This is a genomic window from Variovorax sp. HW608 (assembly GCF_900090195.1).
Taxonomy (GTDB): domain Bacteria; phylum Pseudomonadota; class Gammaproteobacteria; order Burkholderiales; family Burkholderiaceae_C; genus Variovorax.
The window spans coordinates 5,275,402-5,293,892 of sequence record NZ_LT607803.1 but is presented as its reverse complement, the minus strand read 5'-3'; the positions used below and the strand labels follow the sequence as shown (position 1 = coordinate 5,293,892).

Here is an 18,491-nt window from a genome sequence, read left to right as displayed (position 1 = left end):
CGTGCACGGCTCGATGTCAGGATCGACCGGCGACCTCGCCCCAGCCGCCCCCGCCCGGCGTCTCGATGACGAACACGTCGCCGGGCTGCATCTGCGCCTGGCCGATGTGGTCCAGCGCCTCGACCGTGCCGTCGGCGCGCTCGACGCGGTTGACGCCCACTGCACCGGCCGATCCGCCGGCCCCGCCGAACGCGCCGTGGTGCCGCCCATTGCTGAGGATCGAGGCGGTCATCGGGGCCAGGAAGCGCAGGCGCCGCACGCCGCCGTCGCCGCCGCGCCAGCGGCCCGCGCCGCCCGAGCCGGACCGCAGGCTGTAGCTGTCGAGCCGCACGGGGAAGCGGAACTCCAGCACTTCGGGGTCGGTCAGCCGCGAGTTGGTCATGTGTGTCTGCACCACGCTCGTGCCGTCGAAGCCCGGCCCGGCGCCGGAGCCGCCCGAGATCGTCTCGTAGTACTGGCGCTCGCCGTCGCCGAAGGTGAAGTTGTTCATGGTGCACTGGCTCGCCGCCATGACGCGAAGCGCGCCATAGAGCGCGTTGGTCACGCAGCTCGAGGTCTCGACATTGCCGGCCACCACGGCCGCGGGCGGCAGCGGATTGAGCATGCAGCCGGCGGGCACGATCACCTCGATGGGCTTGAGGCAGCCCGCATTGAGCGGGATGTCGTCGTCCACCAGCGTGCGGAACACGTAAAGGACGGCCGCCATGGTGATCGCGCGCGGCGCGTTGAAGTTGTTGGGCAACTGCGCGCTCGTGCCAGTGAAATCCACCGTGGCCGAGCGCGCGGCGGCATCGACCTTCACGCGCACGCGGATTGAGGCGCCGTTGTCGAGCGGCAGCGCGTACTCGCCGTCCTTGAGCGCGGTGATCACGCGGCGCACCGACTCCTCGGCGTTGTCCTGCACATGGCCCATGTAGGCGGCCACGGTCTCGCGGCCGAACTGCAGGGCCATGGCCTGCAGCTCCTGCACGCCCTTCTCGTTGGCGGCGATCTGAGCGCGCAGGTCGGCCAGGTTCTGCTCGACGTTGCGCGACGGGTGCGGCCCGCTCGCGAGCAAGGCCCGGAGTTCGGCCTCGCGCAGCCGCCCTCCTTCGACCAGCTTGAAGTTGTCGATCAGCACGCCCTCCTCCTCGATGGTCTTGGAGAACGGCGGCATCGAGCCCGGCGTGATGCCGCCCACGTCGGCATGATGGCCGCGCGAGGCGACGTAGAAGGAGGGCCGCGCATCCGCGGCATCGAGATAGACCGGCGTCACCACCGTGATGTCGGGCAGGTGCGTGCCGCCGTGGTACGGGTCGTTGAGCACGTACACGTCGCCCGGCGCCATGGCTGGATTGCGGTCGATGACGGTCCTGATCGACTCGCTCATCGAACCCAGGTGCACCGGCATGTGCGGCGCGTTGGCGATCAGCTTGCCCTGCACGTCGAACACCGCGCACGAGAAATCCAGCCGCTCCTTGATGTTCACCGAGTAGGCGGTGTTCTGCAGCCTGAGGCCCATCTGCTCCGCGATGTTCATGAAGAGGTTGTTGAACACCTCCAGCATCACCGGATCGGCGCTGGTGCCCACCGACTGTCCGGCGATGCGCGGACGCACGCGATCGAGCGACACCCCACAGGCCGAGGCCCGCGCCTGCCAGCCGGGTTCGACCACGGTGGTCGCGTTGCGGCCGGCCAGGATCGCCGGACCGTCGATCACCGCGCCGGCGCGCAATGCGCTCTCGTCGTGCAGGGCCGCGTCGCGCCAGCCGGCGGCTTGTTCGTCCGCCTCGCAGTACATGCGCACCATCGCGAGCGGCGCCGGCCTGTGGCGATCGGCCCGCGCGGCCGGTGCGGCGATGGCGGGGCGCTCGCCCGCGCCGGTGGCCTCTACCGTGACGGCCTCGATCACCAGCGCGCGCCCCTCCATCAAGAAGGCGAAGCGGCGGCGATAGGCCGCTTCGAATTCATCGAGCAGCGCGGCAATGGCCTCGGCGGCGGGCGTCGCCATGGGCAGCATGCAAGGCAGGGCGGTGTCGGTGCCCTCGTAGCGCAGCTGGACGCGATGCGCGACCTCGATGCCGCTGCGGGCCACGCCCTGCCCTCGCAGTTCTTGCACCGCCCGCGATGCGAGCGAGGTCGCCGCTTCGCGTGCGGCCGCGAGGCCCTCGGCGTCGAGCCGGCGTTCGAGCGCGAGCTCGCGCATCGCGAGCTGATCGGCCAGCCCCATGCCGAACGCGGAAAGCACCCCCGCGAACGGATGCAGATAGACGCTGCGCATGCCGAGCGCGTCGGCCACGAGGCAGGCATGCTGGCCGCCCGCGCCGCCGAAGCACTGCAGCGTGTACTGCGTGACGTCGTATCCGCGGGCGACCGAGATGCGCTTGACCGCGTTGGCCATGCTTTCGACCGCGATGCGCAGCGCGCCGCTGGCCACCTGCTCGGCGCTCACGCTGCGGCCCGTGGCCTGCGACATCCGCCGGGCCATCTCCGAGAAGCCCCGCTGCACGGCGGCGAGATCGAGCGGCTCGTCGGCGCCGGGCCCGAACACCTGCGGGAAGTGCGCGGGCTGCAGCTTGCCGAGCATCACGTTGGCATCGGTCGTGGTCAGTGGCCCGCCGCGGCGGTAGCTCGCGGGCCCCGGGTTGGCGCCGGCCGATTCGGGTCCGACACGCAATCGCGCGCCGTCGAAGCCGATCACCGAGCCGCCGCCGGCCGCCACGGTGTGGATGCTCATCATCGGCGCCCGCATGCGCACGCCGGCCACCTGCGTCTCGAACGAGCGCTCGAACTCGCCCGCGTAGTGCGAGACGTCGGTCGACGTGCCGCCCATGTCGAAGCCGATCACGCGCGAATGGCCGGCATCGAGCGCGGTGCGCACCATGCCGACGATGCCGCCCGCCGGGCCCGAGAGGATCGCGTCCTTGCCCTGGAAGCGGCTGGCCTGCGTCAGTCCGCCCGAACTCTGCATGAAGAAGAGCGGAACGCCCGGCATCTGCTGCGACACCTGGTCGACATAGCGACGCAGGATCGGGCTCAGGTACGCATCGACCACGGTGGTATCGCCGCGCGGCACCAGCTTCATCAGCGGGCTGGTCTTGTGCGACACCGACACCTGCGTGAAGCCGAGCTCGCGCGCGATGCGTTCGGCCGCCAGTTCATGCACGGTGTGACGCCAGCCATGCATGAACACGATGGCGCAGGCGCGAAGGCCCTCCTCGAACGCGCCCTGCAGCGCCAGGCGCAGCGCCGTCTCGTCGAGCGGCTGCACGATGCCGCCCTCTGCATCGATGCGCTCGCCGGCCTCGATCACGCGCTGGTAGAGCAACTCAGGCAGCACGATGCGGCGGTCGAACAGGCGCGGCCTCGCCTGCGTCGCGATGCGCAGCGCATCGCGAAAGCCCGCCGTGGTGACCAGCACCGTCGGTTCGCCCTTGCGCTCCAGCAGCGCGTTGGTGGCCACCGTGGTGCCCATCTTCACGCACTCGACCCGCTCGGGCGTGATGGCCTCGCCCGCCGCGAGCCCGAGCAGCCGCCGGATGCCCTCGACCGCCGCGTCGCGGTATTGCTCGGGGTTCTCCGACAGGAGCTTCAGCGTGTGCAGCCGCCCTTCGGGATCGCGGCCCACGAGATCGGTGAACGTGCCGCCCCGGTCGATCCAGAACTGCCAGCGGGAGGAGGAAGAAAAAGAAGTCTGCGTATTCATGACAAGAAAGAAAGAGGGACGGATGAACAAGCCACGCCGCGACGCCACCCCTTCCAGGGTGTGAGGCTGGCGAGCCTGGGTGTTAGTTCTTGAAGTCTTTTCCGCGCGTCTCGGGCAGGCACAAGGCCATGACGACCACGATCGCGTACGCGACGGCCGCGCAGACACCGATCGCGGAGCCCAGCGACAGGCTGGTGCGGTCGCTCAGAAGCCCGACGACCGCCGGAAAGGTGGCGCCGATGCCGCGCCCGAAGTTGTAGCAAAAGCCCTGGCCCGAACCGCGCAGCTCATTGGGGAAGAGCTCGGCCAGAAAGGCGCCGGAGCCGCTGAAGATGCCCGACATGAAGAAGCCGAGCGGAAAGCCGAGCACCAGCATGACGCTGTCGGTGATCGGGAGCAGCGTGTAGGCATAGACCAGCGATCCCGCGCCGATGGCAAAGAGGATGAAGGCCAGCTTGCGCCCCAGCCGGTCGGACAGGTAGGCGCCGCACAGGTAGCCGGCGAAGGCGCCGACGATGAACATGAACTGGTAGCCGCCCGAGCCCAGCACCGTGAGGTGGCGCTCGTTCTTCAGGAAGGTCGGCAGCCAGACCCCGATCGCGTAGTAGCCGCCCTGCATGCCGGTGAACATCAGGCTCGCGAGCACGGTGGTGCCGAGGATGCCGGGCTTGAAGATCGCGAGGAAGTTGCCGCTGCGTTCGCCGCGCGCCACGGCAGCGCGCGTCTGCAGGTAGACCTCGGGTTCGTGCAGCGAGCGGCGGATGAAGACGATCAGCAGCGCCGGCGCGAGGCCGAGCAGGAACATCACCCGCCACGAGACCTCCGGCGGCAGCAGCGAGAACAGGGCCATCGACACCAGCACCGCCGCGCCCCAGCCGATCGCCCAGCTGCTCTGCACCAGCCCCACGGCCTTGCCGCGGTAGGCGGGCCGGATCATCTCGGCGATCAGCACCGAACCCACGGCCCATTCGCCGCCGAAGCCGAGGCCCTGCAGCGTGCGGGCGATGAGCAGCTCCTGCGGCGTGCGCGCCAGGCCGCAGGCGAAAGTGAAGAGCGCGAACACCAGGATCGTGAGCTGGAGCACGCGCACCCGGCCGAAGCGGTCGGCCAGCACGCCGGCCATCCAGCCGCCGATCGCGGAGGCCACCAGCGTGGAGGTGCCGATCAGCCCCACCTCGGTCTTGCTCATGCCCCACAGCGACAGCAGGATCGGCGTCACCAGCGGCAAGGTGTAGTAGTCGAAGGCATCGACCGCGTAACCGCTGAACGAGGCCGCCAGCGCGCGCTTCTCGTTGCGGTCGAGCGTGCCCAGCCAGCTGCCTTGCGGGGGACCCGCTTCGACCAGGTCGGTGGCATCGAGCGTGTGCTTCATGACGTTGTCTCCTTTGTGGATGCGAATTTAACGAAGGGCTTCAGAACGCCGCGAGGCGGTGGTGAAGCAGGTCGGTGACCAGCATCGCGCCCGGCGCATGCGTGATCGCGAAAGGCAGGCGCGCGGCGGCCAGCGCGGCCTGGGGCGTGACGCCGCAGGCCCAGAAGACCGGCAGTTCGCCCTGCAGCAGCTCGACGGCTTCGCCATAGTCCGGCCGGTCGATCGAACGGATGCCGATCAATGCCGGGTCGCCGATGTGGACCGGCGCGCCATGCACCGCCGGAAAGCGCGAGGTGATCTGGACGGCGCGAATGGCGTCGGCCGCCCGCAATGGACGCATCGAGACCACCATCGGCCCATGAAACACCCCGGCGCGCGCGGTCTGGATGTTCGTGCGGTACATCGCGACGTTGCGCCCCTGCGAGACATGGCGCAGCGCGATGCCTTCGGCGAGCAGCGCATGCTCGAAGGTGAACGAGCAGCCGATGACGAAGCCGACCAGGTCGTCGGTCCACAGCGCGCGAACGTCGCCGGGCTCGTCGACCAGCTCGCCATGGCGCCACACCCGGTAGCGCGGCAGGTCGGAGCGGATGTCGATGTCCTGGCCGAGCGCGGGCAGCGACGGGTCGCCGGCTTCCGAGACGCCCAGCAGCGGGCAGGGCTTGGGATTGGCCTGGCAGAAGCGCAGGAAATCGCCTGCGTGTGCCTGCGGCAGGATCACGAGGTTGCCCTGCACATGGGCGCTCGCCAGGCCGCTGGTGTGGGTGCTGATCGCGCCGCTGCGCGCGGCGAGGCGCACGCTGCGGGCGCTGCTCGCGCCATCGATTTTTTCGCTCTGGACTTCAGGGACTTGCATGAGGGCGGATTGTGGGAATCCGCCGCTTCGAACGCCAACGCAAAGTTTCTTGCTCAGGTCATCGATTTTTTCGATGAGCCCGCACGGTGCGAAGCGTGCACCACGGCGGAGCCCAGCGCCGCTTCCAGCAAGGGGGACGATGGGTCTTCGCGGTAGCTGGCGTAGATGGGCAGCGGCTCCAGCGTGGCGTCGCAAGGCAGCGCGCGCAGCGGGAGCCTGCGCGCCAGGGGTTCCACCACCGCGCGCGGCAGGGTCGCGACGCCGAATCCGGCTTCCACGAGCTGCGCCATGGCGGAGATCGACGAGATCGCATGCACCCTCGGCGCGGGATAGCCGCCCTCGCGGAAGAACTCGAGCAGCGCCACGTGCGGCTGCGAGCCGCGCTGGAAGGTCAGCAAATCGAACGAGAGCAGATCCGCCACGCGGTAGCGCCGGCGCGCATGCAGCTCGCGATGGCCGACGAAGCACATCGGCATCGGCGGCACGGCGCGGGTGCGCACGCCGTCGCCGCTGGCGGGCAGCGCGGCGAACACCAGGTCCTGCTTGCCGCGCTGGAGCTGGTCGACCAGCACGGGCGTGGTTTCGACGGTGAGTTCGAGCTCGAAGTCCGGATAGGTCTCCCGCATGTGCTGCAGCCAGCCGGTGAGCCAGCTGTGCACCACCGATTCGATGGCGCCGACCCGGAGCACGGTCTCGCGCACCGCGCCCGAGCCCATCTCGGCCTTGATATGCATCTGCATCTCGAGCAGCCGCTCTGCGAAGGCATGGAAACGCTGGCCCGCCACCGTGAGGCGGAACTGCTTGTCGCGCCGGTCGAGCAGCAGCACGCCGAGCTCGCGCTCGAGCGCCGCGATGCGGCTGGAGAGCGCCGACTGGGTCAGGTGCAGTTTCTCGGCGGCGCGGGTGACGCTCTTGAGCGCAACCGCCCAGTGGAAGGCTTCGACGAATCGCAGGTTCATGTCCGGGCTGCTTCGATGTCGGGACGGAAGGCCCCGATCATCGCCCGGATCACTTCCCGATCAGCTGCGTCAGCCGATCGGCCTCGAAGGACTCGTCCTTCGCGGCGTCACAGGGCACGCAATCCTTCTTGCCGGGCTGCCTGGACAGCGCCTCGAGCGCCTGCCACAGCATCGCGATCTGGTGTTCCTGGCTCGCGGTATGGTCGATGAGCCCCTTCATCGCCTGGCCGAGCGGATCGTCCTCCAGCGTGACGCCGTAGGCCGAGAACTTCGCGGCCGCCGGCTGCGCGACGTCGGCGCTCTCCCCCGCCTTGGAAGGGATGATCCGCGCCGGGATGCCCACCGCGGTCGCGCCGGCCGGCACGGGCTTGATGACGACCGCATTGCTGCCGATCTTGGCGCCGTCGCCCACCGTGAAGCCGCCCAGCACCTTCGCGCCGGCGCTCACCACCACGTTGCGGCCCAGCGTCGGGTGCCGCTTGGTGCCCTTGTAGAGCGAGGTCCCGCCGAGCGTCACGCCCTGGTAGATGGTGCAGCCGTCGCCGATCTCGGCGGTCTCGCCGACCACGACGCCCATCGCGTGGTCGAAGAACACGCGCTCGCCGACGATCGCGCCCGGATGGATCTCGATGCCGGTGAACCAGCGCGAGAACTGGGAGACGAAGCGCCCGATCCACTTGAAGCCGTGGCTCCAGAACCAGTGCGCGAACCGGTGCAGCACCACGGCATGCAGCCCCGGGTAGAGGGTCAGTACTTCCCAGCGCGACCGGGCCGCGGGATCGCGGTCGAGGATGCACTGGATGTCGGAACGCAGCCGGGAGAACATCGGTTGTTGTTATATGGATATGGGGCAGGCAGTCTATTACCGCGGCTCTTTACGCACGGCGGATGGGGTTTTGCCCGCTGCGCCGCCGTCCGCGGCATCCGCCATGGCCTTGGCGATGCCGCGCAGGATGTGGATCTCCTCCTCCGTGGGCTGTGCGCGGTTGAACAGCTGCTGCAGGCGCGGCATCAGCTTCTTGGGCGCCTGCGGGTCGAGAAAGCCGATCCGCACCAGCGAGCGCTCCCAGTGGTCCAGCATGCCCGCCACCGCCTGGGCGTCGGCCGCCCGCACCGGCGCGGTCGCGTCGCGCACCGCGAAGCCGCCCAGCGCCTGCCGCCATTCGTAGGCGATCACCTGGATCGCAGCGCCCAGGTTCAGCGATCCGAACTGCGGATCGGTCGGGATGCTGAGCGCGACATTGCAGCGGTAGACGTCCTCGTTGCGCATGCCGAAGCGCTCGGAGCCGAAGAGGAAGGCGACGTGCTGCCCCTCCCCCTTCGCCAGCGGTTCGAGGTGCTCGCGCGGCGTTCGCGTGGGCGGGCCGAAGTCGCGCGGGACCATCGCGGTGGCGCACAGGTGCGTGACGCCGTCGAGCGCCTCGTCGAGCGTGTCGACGATGCGCGCACTGGCCAGCACGCCCTGCGCACCGCTGGCGCGCTGGATGGTTTCCTCGCGCCGCAGCACGTTGGCCCAGCGCGGCGCGACCAGCACCAGGTCGCTGAAGCCCATGGTCTTCATGGCGCGGGCGGCGGCGCCGACGTTGCCGGCATGGCTGGTCTGGATCAGGATGAATCGGGTACGCATGGGAACTTGGAAATCACGCCGCCCGGGGCGCGGCGGCGCGGAGCCGGTAAAATCCCCCGATTCTCGCCGCCCGCATCGCCGGGCCGCATTCCAGGGGGCCCCATGCAAACGTCGTCGCTCCCATTCCGTTCTTCGCACAATTCATGTCGTCCCCGAACCTGCACCCCATGCTCAACGTGGCCATCAAGGCCGCCCGCGCCGCCGGCGCCATCATCAATCGCGCCGCGCTCGATGTCGAAGCCGTGCGCATTTCACAAAAGCAGGTCAACGACTTCGTGACCGAAGTCGATCATGCGAGCGAGCACGCGATCATCGAGACGCTGTTGCACGCCTACCCGGGGCACGGCATCCTGGCCGAAGAATCGGGCACCCAGCATGGTGCCAGGGATTCCGACTACGTGTGGATCATCGATCCGCTGGACGGCACCACCAATTTCATCCACGGTTTCCCGGTCTATTGCGTGTCGATCGCGCTCTCGGTACGCGGCAAGATCGAGCAGGCGGTGGTCTACGACCCGTCGCGCAACGACCTCTTCACCGCCACCCGGGGCCGCGGCGCCTTCATGAACGAGCGCCGCATCCGCGTGAGCAAGCGCACCCGGCTCAACGAATGCCTGATCTCCACGGGCTTCCCGTTCCGCTCCGGCGACAACTTCAAGCAGTACCTGGCCATCATGGCCGACCTGATGCCGCGCGCCGCCGGGCTGCGCCGCCCCGGCGCCGCCGCGCTCGACCTCGCCTACGTGGCAGCCGGCTTCAGCGATGCCTTCTTCGAGACCGGCCTCAACATCTGGGACGTGGCGGCCGGCTCGCTGCTCGTGACCGAGGCCGGCGGCCTGATCGGCAACTTCACCGGCGAGCCCGATTTCCTCGACCAGCGCGAATGCCTCGCGGGTGCGCCGCGCGTCTATGGCCAGCTCGTGCCGCTGCTCGCCCAGTACTCGAAATTCGCGAGCGTCGACGAAAAGCTGCGCGCCAGCGACCGCATCCGTGCCGTCGATCCTTCGCGTTCGCATGCCGACCTCTACGCGCGCAGCACGGTCGGCCTGACCGAGGAAAAGGCCGAAGAGGAGGCGCCCGCAGCCCCCGCCGAGGCCGCGCCGCAGCCGCGCAAGCTCACCCGCGTCCGCCGTGACGCCCCCGCGGCGCCCGCCGAGGGCGACGCCCCGGCCCAGTGATGCCAGCGCAGCGCGCGGCCACCGAGCGGGGCCGCGCGGCCCTGCGGGTGGCGCTGAGCCACTACGTTCTCAACGGCATCGCGGTCGCCTTCGGGCTGCTGCTGATCTCCGGGGGCGTGCATCTCGCGCTCGACGCGCTGGCCGCCTCGGCCGCGTCGGTCGGCGTCATCGTGAGCGCGCCGCCCGACCTCGCCGCGCCGCGGCGCGGCAAGTTCTTCCAGATGCTGCCGGCGCCGCTGATCGGGCTGCCGCTGTTCTTCCTGGTCCAGGTGCTGCACGCGGCGCCGCTGCAGCTGGGCCTGCTGCTGGTGCCCGCGACCTTCCTCGCGTTCCTGGCGATGGCCTGGGGCAAGCGCGGGATCCCGATCGCCATCGCGGTCATGTTCTCCATGATCTTCTCGATGGCCACGCCGACGCCGACCGGCATGGCAGAGGCGGTGCAGCGAACGATGCACTTCGGGCTCGGTGCGGGGCTGTACGTGGTCTACGCGGTCATCGCCAACGCGGCGCTCAATGCGCGCTACCGCGTGCAGTTGATGGCCGACCTGCTGCTCTCGCTGGCCGCGCTCATGCGCACCGAAGCGCGCCAGTTCGTGCCGCGCGACGAGTCCGGCGACGTGCGCGAGATCCCGCCGTCGCTGCTCGGGCAGCTCCTGCGCGAGCAGGCCGCGCTGGCCGACCAGCTGCAGGCGGCGCGCGACATCGTGCTCGAATCGCCCCGCACGCCGCGCCGGCAGCAGCTGGCCGGCATGCTGGTGACGGTGCTCGAACTGCGCGACCTGCTGCTGGCGAGCGAGCTCGACATCGACGCGCTGAAATCGCACCCCGACCACGCGCCCGCGCTCACCGAGATGCGCGACATCCTCGAAGGCCTGGCCGAAGACACGACCGCATTGGCCGACGCGCTGCTCCTGATCCGCAAGCCCGCCGCGCTGACCGATCGCCGACCGCGTCTGGCGGCAATCCGCCTTCACGAGGATGACCGGCCCGCCAGCTACACCGGCCCGACGCCGGCCATGCTGGCGCGCGGGCTCGCGAATCGCATCGGCCACATCAACGACGAGGTGCTGCGCCTGTCGGCGCTCGCGCGCGGCGACCGCGAGCCCGATCTCGCGGTCGTGCGCGCGAGCTGGCAGATGTTCGTGAGCCCGACGGCATGGTCGCTGCGCCCCTTCCTGGCCCTCTGGCGCTGGGACGCGCCGCCGCTGCGCCATGCGATCCGCGCCACGCTCGCGATCGCAACCGCCTACGGCATCGCGCTCGCCATGCCCTGGGGTTCGCACGACTACTGGATCCTGCTGACCATCGTGGTGGTGCTGCGGGGCAGCCTCTCGCAGACCCTGGAGCGGCGAAACAGCCGCGTGGCCGGCACGCTGCTGGGCTGCGTGTTCGCGGTCGGACTGCTCTCGGCGCATCTCTCGCCGCTCGCCCTCTTGATCGGCATGACGCTGGCGCAGGCCATCGCGCACGGCTTCGCGGTCCGCCGCTACCTCGTCACCGCGGTCGCGGCGACCGTGCTCGGCCTGGTGCAGGCCCACATGCTCAACACCGGTGTGAGCACCGCGTTCGCGCTGTTCGAGCGCGTGGCCGACACGCTGATCGGAGCCGCGCTCGCCTGGGCGTTCTGCTACGTGCTGCCGTCATGGGAGCGCGGGCAGATCCCCGCGCTGGTGGCGCGCACGCTGAAGGCGCAGGCGCGGCATGCGCGGCTCGCGCTCGGGCTCGGGCAGTTGCGCTCGGTCGATGCCAGCCCCGAGCTCGACTGGCGCCTCGCGCGCCGCGAAGCCTACGACAGCCTCTCCGCGCTGGTGCAGGCGACGCAGCGCTCGCTGTCGGAGCCGCGCGCGGTGCGCCCGCCGCTGGAGCCGCTCGAGCATCTTCAGGCGCACAGCTACCAGTTGCTCGCGCAGCTGAGCGCGGTCAAGTCGATGCTCGTGCTGCGGCGCGACCGCCTCACGGTGGCCGAGATCGAAGGCCCGCTGGCCCGCACCATCCAGCGCATCGAGGCGGCCATCGGCGCCGCGCCGACCAGCGGGCCGGCGATGCCCGAGAGCCCGTCGGCCACCACCATCGCCGGAACGGTTCCGCTGCTCGATCCTTTCGACAACGACATCACGCCGTGGCTGCTGCGCCGCCTCGACATGGCGAACGGCATCGCGGTGCAGCTGCGCGATGACGCCGCGCGCATCCTGCAATCGCTGGCCGAAACCGAGTCCGAAGCCGGAGCGCAGGCCGGGACCGCCTGAGCTCATCGATGCGGATCGCCGCGCCGCCGGCGGTCCGCCTTGGGCAGCACGGCCTCTGCCACCAGCTGCTCGGCATGCAGTTGCAGGCGCGCGAGCGATTCATCCAGTTGCCGGGCGGCATCGGCATCGAGCGCGCCGAGCAGGTCGGTGTTGATGCGTGTCACGAGCGGGAACAGCTCGTCGTACAGGTCGCGGCCGCGCCCGGTGAGGCACAGCAGCACCTGGCGCCGGTCGCCCACCGGATGCGAGCGCGCGATCAGGCCCTTGGTCACCAGCGAGCCGACGGCCTTCGAGGTGCGCGCGCGATCGAGCTGCGCATGCTCGGCGAGGCCTGACGAGCTGAGCTCGCCACGGCTCGCCAGCGTGGCGATCAGCCGCCATTCGCGCCGCGTGATGCCGAAGCGCCCCTCGCAGAGCCTGATCACCATGCTGCCCGCGACCGAGAGCAGCCGCGACAGCCGGTACAGCAGAAGGTCGTCGAGCGGTCGGCGCGACTCTGGCGTCGGGGTCATCTGGGGTTAGTCCGGAGGATGGTTGATTAGATCAATCGAATGTCGCAACTCTAAAGTCCTCCGAGACCCGGCCCTTCCGAAGGCCCGCCGCACGACCCAATCCAGGAGACTTTCATGCCCCGCACCGACCTCGACCGCCGCAGCCTGATCGCCGGCCTCGGCGCCCTCGCGCTCTCGCCGCTGGCAAGCGCGGAAGCGGCCTTCACGCCCGGCCAGCCGATCAAGGTGCTGATCGGCGTTCCGGCCGGCGGCACGCAGGACGTGCTGACGCGCGCCATCGCGCAGGAGGTGCGCGACTCGCTCGGCCCGCTGATCGTCGACAACCGCTCGGGCGCATCGGGCCGCATCGCGGTCGAGGCGGTCAAGCATGCGCCGCCCGACGGGCGCACCCTGCTGCTCGGAACCGCCAGCATGATGACGATGTACCCGAGCGCCTACGCCAAGCTCTCGTACGACCCGATCAAGGACTTCGTGCCGATCGTCAACGCGGCGCGCTTCGAGCTCGCGCTGGTGGTGAGCAAGGACGTGCCGGCCAACACGCTGGCCGAGTTCATCGCTTGGGCCAAGGCGCAGGGCGACAAGGTCAGCTTCGGCTCATACGGCGCGGGCACGCCGTCGCACTTTCTCGGCGAGATGCTGAACCGCTCGGCGGGGCTCAGGATGGTCCACGTGCCGTACCGTGGCTCCACGCCCGCGCGGCAGGACGTGATGGGCGGGCAGATCCCGGTGTATTTCGACACCGTCGGCGGCGCACTGCAGATGCAGTCCGGCGGCCGGGTGAAGGTGCTCGCGACCAGCGGCGAGAAGCGCTCGCCGCTGATGCCTGATCTGCCGAGCTTCGTCGAGGCCGGGCTCAAGGACGTGGTCGCGACCGCATGGTTTGCCTACTACGCGCCCGCGAAGACGCCGCGGCTGATCGTCGACAAGCTGCGCGCGGAGTTCAGCCGCGCGGTCGACTCGCCCGAAGTCAAGCAGCAGTTGCGGCAGAACGGCATGTATGCGGTCAACGACGACGCGGCCACGCTTCTGAAGACAATGCGCGAAGACACCGCCCGCTGGGCCGTGATCATGAAGGCCGTGAACTTCCAGGCCAACGACTGACACAACGCGAATTCTTCGGAGGACCCATGTTTCGCAAATTCATCCCGCACATCGCCGCAACCCTGACGCTGGCAGCCGCTTCCCTCGCCGCGCAGGCGCAAACACTCGAAGGTGGGCCGCTGCACATCGTGGTCGGCTATGCGGCCGGCGGCGCGACCGACCGCGTGGCGCGCATCGTGGCCGACAAGCTGCAGGCCAAGGTCGGCGTGCCGGTGATCGTGGACAACAAGGCCGGCGCCGGCGGGCGACTGGCGGCCCAGCAGGTCAAGGCCACGCCGGCCGGGCAGAACGTGCTGATGGTCGCCAACCCGGCCGTGATGGTGGTCGCGCCGCTGGTGTTCAAGGACAACGGCTACGACGCGGAGCGCGATTTCGTGCCGGTCTCGCATGTCAATGACTACGAGTTCGCGCTCGCCGTCTCCACCGCGGTGCCGGTGCGCGAGCTGTCGCACCTGATCGCGTGGATGCGCGCGAACCCCGAGAAGTCGAACTTCGGCGTGCCCGCGACCGGCAGCCTGCCGCACTTCTTCGGCCTGATGATGGGCGAGAAGGCGCACGTGCAGGCGCAAGTGGTCGGCTACCGCGGCTCCGGCCCGCTGCTGACCGACCTGGTGGGCGGCCAGGTGCCGATCGCCTTCGACACCTTCGACGTCGATCTCCCGCAGCACCAGGCCGGCAAGATCCGCATCCTGGCGGTCTCGGGCGCCAAGCGCTCGCCCTTCGCGCCGGATATCCCGACCTTCAGGGAAGCCGGCCTCGACCTCGTCGCGACCGGCTTCAACGCGTTCTTCGCGCCGGCCAGCATGCCGCGCGAGAAGGTCGCGCGGCTCGCCAAGGACATCCACGCGGTGATGCAGGACCCCGACACCCAGCGCCGCTTCAAGGACGCCCTGATGACGCCGGTCGTCAGCACGCAGGAGCAGACGGCAGCGATGCTCAAGGCCTACCGTGCGCAGTGGGCGCCCGTGGTCCAGAAATCCGGCTACCAACCCTGAAACCATGCAACGACCCAACATCATCTTCATCGTCGCCGACGATCTCGGCTATGCGGACCTCGGCTGCTACGGCGGCCGCGACGCCCACTTCGGGCCGGTGTCGCCGGTGCTCGACCGGCTCGCCGCGCGCGGCATCAAGTTCACGCAGGGCTATTCGAACTCGCCGGTGTGCTCGCCCACGCGCTTCGCGATGATCACGGCGCGCTACCAGTACCGCCTGCGCGGCGCGGCCGAGGAGCCGATCCGGAGCGACAGCCGTGGCAGCACCACGCTCGGCCTGCCGCCGGAGCATCCGACGCTGCCCTCGCTGCTTCGCGCTGCGGGCTATCGCACCGCGCTCATCGGCAAGTGGCACCTGGGATTTCCGCCGAACTTCGGGCCGCTGCGCTCGGGCTACGAGGCGTTCTTCGGGCCGATGTCGGGCGGCGTGGACTACTTCACCCACTGCGATTCGACCGGCCGCCATGACCTGTGGTCCGGCGAGGAGGACCACCAGGAAGAGGGCTACCTCACCGACGTGCTCTCGCGCCACGCGGTCGACTACGTGGAGCGCATGGCGAAGCAGGAGGCCCCCTTCTTCCTGAGCCTGCACTACACCGCGCCGCACTGGCCGTGGGAGACGCGCGACGACGCGGCCAAGGCGCCCGCAGTGAAGGACAACCTGTTCGACCTGTCGGGCGGCAATATCCACACCTACCGCCGCATGATCCATCACATGGACGAAGGCATCGGCTGGATCATGGACGCGCTCGAAAAGCATGGCATGGCCGACGACACGCTGGTGGTCTTCACGAGCGACAACGGCGGCGAGCGCTTCTCGGACAACTGGCCGCTGGTCGGCGGCAAGATGGACCTGACCGAAGGCGGCATCCGCGTGCCATGGATCGCGCACTGGCCGAAGGTGATCGCCGCCGGCGGCGACAGCGCGCAGCACTGCATGACGATGGACTGGTCGGCGACGATGCTCGATGCCGCTGGCGTGAATGCCGACCCGGCGTATCCGCTCGACGGCGTCTCGCTGATGCCGGTTCTGCGCGATGCGAAGCACAGCTTCGCGCGCCCGCTGCACTGGCGCATGAACCATCGCGACCAGCGCGCCCTGCGCGAAGGCGACTGGAAGTACCTGCAGGTCGACGGCAACGAATACCTCTTCAACATCCCGGCCGACGAGCGCGAACGGGCCAACCAGGCGAAGAAGGAGCCGGAACGCCTCGCGCGCATGCGCGAAGCGTGGCTGACGTGGAACGCGACCATGCCGCCGATCCCGGAAGACGCGACCGTGAGCCTCGGCTACTCGGTCAAGGACATGCCGCAGCGTTGAGCGCGGCCAACAACAAGAAGCCCCTCGTCGAGGGGCTTCTTTTCATGCAACGGCGTGGGCTTCAGTGGGCTTGCGTGCCGCGCATCAGGTCGGCGAAGGCCTTGAGGACGCGTTTGAACGCCGCAGCCAGGAGGGACGGCTCATCGCGGCCGATATGACGGACATCGTCGTTCGCCAGATCGCGCTCGAACGAGTCCGTGAACTTGGGATTACGGGGGAAGTACGAGGTCGAAGCAGTCATGCTGCGATCTTAAGGGTTTACCCTAATCCCTGCACGGCGCCCCGGAATTCCCCCGGCAACCCGGCGTTGCGTCACCCAAAAGCGTCTAGAGCGCCCGGATGGGCATGCAGAGCTCGCAGTTGAAGGCGCCGGTCTTCTCGTCCATCGCGAAATCCTTGCCGCTCGATCACGCGATTGATGCGCGCGACATAGGTGTGACGCGAGATCAGACTTGACTTCGACATTATTCAGATATATCGTTTCTCAATCAGATAACAGTCGAGCTCACCATCCATGCGCCATTTCACACACTTTGTACACGGCACCCGCCGCGATGAACACGACGACGGCCTCGGCGGCGGCCGGCACGACGGGGGCCTGCACCATGGCCTGCGCGCCGGTCGCGGCGGCGGCCGGATCTTCGGCCACGGCGGCCTGCGCTTCGTGCTGCTGCAGTTGATCGCCGACAAGCCCAGTCACGGCTACGAGCTCATCAAGGCCATCGAGGAACGCCTTGGCGGCCGCTATGCGCCGAGCCCCGGCATCGTCTACCCGACGCTGACGCTGCTCGAGGAACTGGGCTGCGTCAGCGTCGACAGCCCGGAAGGCGGCAACCGCAAGCGCTACACCGCCACGGAGGCGGGCCGCGAATTCCTCGCCGCCAACCGCGCGACGACCGACGAGCTGATGGCCCGCATGCAAGGCGGCGTGGACGGCGCCGGCCTGCGCGCCGGCCGTCCGCCCCAAGTCGTCCGCGCGCTCGAGAACCTCAAGCTCGCGATGCGCATGCGCCTCTCGGCCCCCCTTACCGAACAACAAGCCCACGAATTCGCCGCGGTGCTCGACAGCGCCGCCCAGCAACTGGAACGCATCTGACACTCATGACATCTTCCCAACACGACGCCTCTCTGCCCGACCGCCTGCCGCGCCGCATACGGCACGAACTGCGCTTCCGCAAGCTGCAAGTGCGCGCGGTGCGGCGCGTCACGCCGCACCTGATCCGCATCACGCTCGAAGGCGACGAACTCGCGGGCTTCACCAGCCCCGGCTTCGACGACCATGCCAAGCTCTTCTTCCCCGATGCGGAAACCGGCGTCCTGCAACTGCCGACTGCCGGCCCCGACGGACCGGTATGGCCGGGCGGTACCAAGCCCACGATGCGCGACTACACGCCGCTGCGGCACGACCCGGCGGCGGGCACGCTCGAATTCGACTTCGCGCTGCACGACGCCGGCCCCGCCACGCGATGGGCGGAATCCGCCAAGCCCGGGGACGTCATCGGCGTCGGCGGCCCGCGCGGCTCGTTCATCGTGCCCACCGCCTTCGACTGGCACCTGCTCGTCGGCGACGACACCGCCCTCCCCGCGATTTCGCGCCGCCTGGCCGAGCTGCCGGCCGGCGCCCGCGTGGTCGTGCTGGTCGAGGTGGACGGCGAGGCCGACCAGATCCCGCTCGCATCGGCCGCGAACGTGGAACTGCACTGGGTGCGCCGGCGCGGCGCCGAGCCCGGCGCCGGCGCGCCGCTGCTCGATGCATTGCGGGGACTGAAGCTGCCGCAGGGCGACTTCCATGCCTGGGTCGCCTGCGAGTCGGGCGCCGCCAAGGCCATGCGCGCGCACCTCGTCGACGAGCGCGGCGCGCACCCCAAGTGGACCCGGGCTTCGGGCTACTGGCGCCGGGGCGCCGCCGCCACCCACGATACCCACGACGGCTGAAGCACCCGACCCACCAAAAGCGCTATGCCACGTGTCCGGTTTACGACTTTCGGCGTGAGTTTGAAAATTCGGCGCCTTGAGTACTTTGGAAGTATTTCACCGGGGTGCACGAATGGGCATCAGCATGGCGCAGTGGCAGTTCTTCGCAGCCTTGTTGACCGGCGTGCTGCTCCTGCTCGCATTGATGTGGGCATGGCGGCGAGCGGCCGGGCGGCGTGAGACGCAGCGCCGAATCGAAGCTGCGCGCATCCGCTCGGGCCATGTGCCGCTCGAAATCCCGACCGTGCGCGGCAACCTCAACCCCTCGGGCGATTCCGTGCCCGATACGCTGCCCGAGTGGTTCATCCAGGGCAAGGGCGAGCATGCGATCGTCGACGAGCACCCGCGCATCCGCGTGCGCTACGTCGATGCGCACGACAAGAAGATCGAATGCGTGATGCAGGTCGACCACCTGGACCTGCAGAAGAAGATCATCACCGGCCACGGCGAAATGCCCGGCGAAGTCCGCCGCGTGCCGCTGCACCGCATTCACTCCGCGCGCATCGCGGAGACGGGGCAACGGTTCAATGTCGATACCTGGGTCGAGGCGGTGCGCGTGGCGCGCAGGCGCCGCGGGCAGACCTGAGCAGGTTCGGGCGCCGTCGGCGCGCGGTTCCTTATGATGCGTGCCTGCCGGCCCATCGGTCGGCGCGGCGTTCTCTTCG

16 protein-coding genes are annotated in these 18,491 nt (G+C 69.4%); 8 read left to right on the top strand and 8 right to left on the bottom strand.

The features are described from left to right. Nucleotides 1-16 precede the first annotated feature (16 nt). The 6 genes from VAR608DRAFT_RS25110 to VAR608DRAFT_RS25085 all read right to left on the bottom strand — a co-directional run bounded on the left by VAR608DRAFT_RS25110 (nt 17) and on the right by VAR608DRAFT_RS25085 (nt 8,499). Nucleotides 17-3,685: a hydantoinase B/oxoprolinase family protein gene (locus VAR608DRAFT_RS25110; RefSeq protein ID WP_088958964.1), complete on the bottom strand. Its 3,669-nt coding sequence runs from the start codon at nt 3,683-3,685 to the stop codon at nt 17-19. A gap of 82 nt (nt 3,686-3,767) precedes the next feature. Further along, on the bottom strand, nt 3,768-5,057 hold the full coding sequence (locus tag VAR608DRAFT_RS25105; protein ID WP_088956540.1) for an MFS transporter: 1,290 nt from the start codon (nt 5,055-5,057) through the stop codon (nt 3,768-3,770). A gap of 40 nt (nt 5,058-5,097) precedes the next feature. Further along, nucleotides 5,098-5,913 carry a putative hydro-lyase gene (locus tag VAR608DRAFT_RS25100; RefSeq protein ID WP_088956539.1) on the bottom strand — a complete coding sequence of 272 codons (816 nt, stop codon included), beginning with the start codon at nt 5,911-5,913 and terminating at the stop codon, nt 5,098-5,100. Nucleotides 5,914-5,966: 53 nt separating this feature from the next. Further along, nucleotides 5,967-6,872, bottom strand: coding sequence for a LysR family transcriptional regulator (locus VAR608DRAFT_RS25095; RefSeq protein WP_088956538.1), 906 nt, complete (start codon nt 6,870-6,872; stop codon nt 5,967-5,969). Between the two features lie 49 nt (nt 6,873-6,921). Beyond that, entirely contained in the window at nt 6,922-7,698 is a 777-nt protein-coding gene (cysE, locus tag VAR608DRAFT_RS25090; protein WP_088956537.1) for a serine O-acetyltransferase, read from the bottom strand. Between the two features lie 36 nt (nt 7,699-7,734). Then, on the bottom strand, nt 7,735-8,499 hold the full coding sequence (locus VAR608DRAFT_RS25085; protein WP_088956536.1) for an RNA methyltransferase: 765 nt from the start codon (nt 8,497-8,499) through the stop codon (nt 7,735-7,737). Between the two features lie 143 nt (nt 8,500-8,642). On the opposite strand from VAR608DRAFT_RS25085, the gene VAR608DRAFT_RS25080 reads away from it, so the two are divergent. Continuing rightward, nucleotides 8,643-9,677, top strand: a complete 1,035-nt coding sequence (locus VAR608DRAFT_RS25080; protein ID WP_088956535.1) for an inositol monophosphatase family protein — start codon at nt 8,643-8,645, stop codon at nt 9,675-9,677. Next, on the top strand, nt 9,677-11,923 hold the full coding sequence (locus tag VAR608DRAFT_RS25075; RefSeq protein ID WP_088956534.1) for an FUSC family protein: 2,247 nt from the start codon (nt 9,677-9,679) through the stop codon (nt 11,921-11,923). The genes VAR608DRAFT_RS25080 and VAR608DRAFT_RS25075 overlap by 1 nt, the downstream gene beginning before the upstream one ends. Before the next feature lie 2 nt (nt 11,924-11,925). On the opposite strand, the gene VAR608DRAFT_RS25070 is transcribed toward VAR608DRAFT_RS25075, so the two are convergent. Further along, nucleotides 11,926-12,435, bottom strand: coding sequence for a MarR family winged helix-turn-helix transcriptional regulator (locus VAR608DRAFT_RS25070; protein WP_088956533.1), 510 nt, complete (start codon nt 12,433-12,435; stop codon nt 11,926-11,928). A gap of 114 nt (nt 12,436-12,549) precedes the next feature. On the opposite strand from VAR608DRAFT_RS25070, the gene VAR608DRAFT_RS25065 reads away from it, so the two are divergent. Genes VAR608DRAFT_RS25065 through VAR608DRAFT_RS25055 form a run of 3 tightly spaced genes read left to right on the top strand, consistent with a single transcriptional unit; the run spans nt 12,550 to nt 15,852 of the window. Next, nucleotides 12,550-13,536 carry a Bug family tripartite tricarboxylate transporter substrate binding protein gene (locus tag VAR608DRAFT_RS25065; protein ID WP_088956532.1) on the top strand — a complete coding sequence of 329 codons (987 nt, stop codon included), beginning with the start codon at nt 12,550-12,552 and terminating at the stop codon, nt 13,534-13,536. 26 nt (nt 13,537-13,562) lie between these two features. Next, complete coding sequence (locus VAR608DRAFT_RS25060) at nt 13,563-14,531, top strand: Bug family tripartite tricarboxylate transporter substrate binding protein (protein WP_088956531.1); 969 nt, start codon at nt 13,563-13,565, stop codon at nt 14,529-14,531. A 4-nt stretch (nt 14,532-14,535) separates the two neighbouring features. Next, nucleotides 14,536-15,852 carry a sulfatase family protein gene (locus VAR608DRAFT_RS25055; RefSeq protein WP_088956530.1) on the top strand — a complete coding sequence of 439 codons (1,317 nt, stop codon included), beginning with the start codon at nt 14,536-14,538 and terminating at the stop codon, nt 15,850-15,852. Nucleotides 15,853-15,913: 61 nt separating this feature from the next. Here the strand turns inward: VAR608DRAFT_RS25055 and VAR608DRAFT_RS25050 are convergent, their stop codons facing one another. Continuing rightward, nucleotides 15,914-16,093 (bottom strand): hypothetical protein, encoded by a 180-nt coding sequence (locus VAR608DRAFT_RS25050; RefSeq protein WP_088956529.1) that lies wholly within the window; start codon nt 16,091-16,093, stop codon nt 15,914-15,916. A gap of 273 nt (nt 16,094-16,366) precedes the next feature. On the opposite strand from VAR608DRAFT_RS25050, the gene VAR608DRAFT_RS25045 reads away from it, so the two are divergent. The 3 genes from VAR608DRAFT_RS25045 (at nt 16,367) to VAR608DRAFT_RS25035 (ending at nt 18,412) form a co-directional block, all read left to right on the top strand. Next, nucleotides 16,367-16,948 (top strand): PadR family transcriptional regulator, encoded by a 582-nt coding sequence (locus tag VAR608DRAFT_RS25045; RefSeq protein ID WP_088956528.1) that lies wholly within the window; start codon nt 16,367-16,369, stop codon nt 16,946-16,948. Between the two features lie 5 nt (nt 16,949-16,953). Continuing rightward, nucleotides 16,954-17,787 (top strand): siderophore-interacting protein, encoded by an 834-nt coding sequence (locus tag VAR608DRAFT_RS25040; RefSeq protein ID WP_172843897.1) that lies wholly within the window; start codon nt 16,954-16,956, stop codon nt 17,785-17,787. A gap of 112 nt (nt 17,788-17,899) precedes the next feature. Next, nucleotides 17,900-18,412, top strand: a complete 513-nt coding sequence (locus tag VAR608DRAFT_RS25035; protein ID WP_088956526.1) for a hypothetical protein — start codon at nt 17,900-17,902, stop codon at nt 18,410-18,412. Nucleotides 18,413-18,491 lie beyond the last annotated feature (79 nt).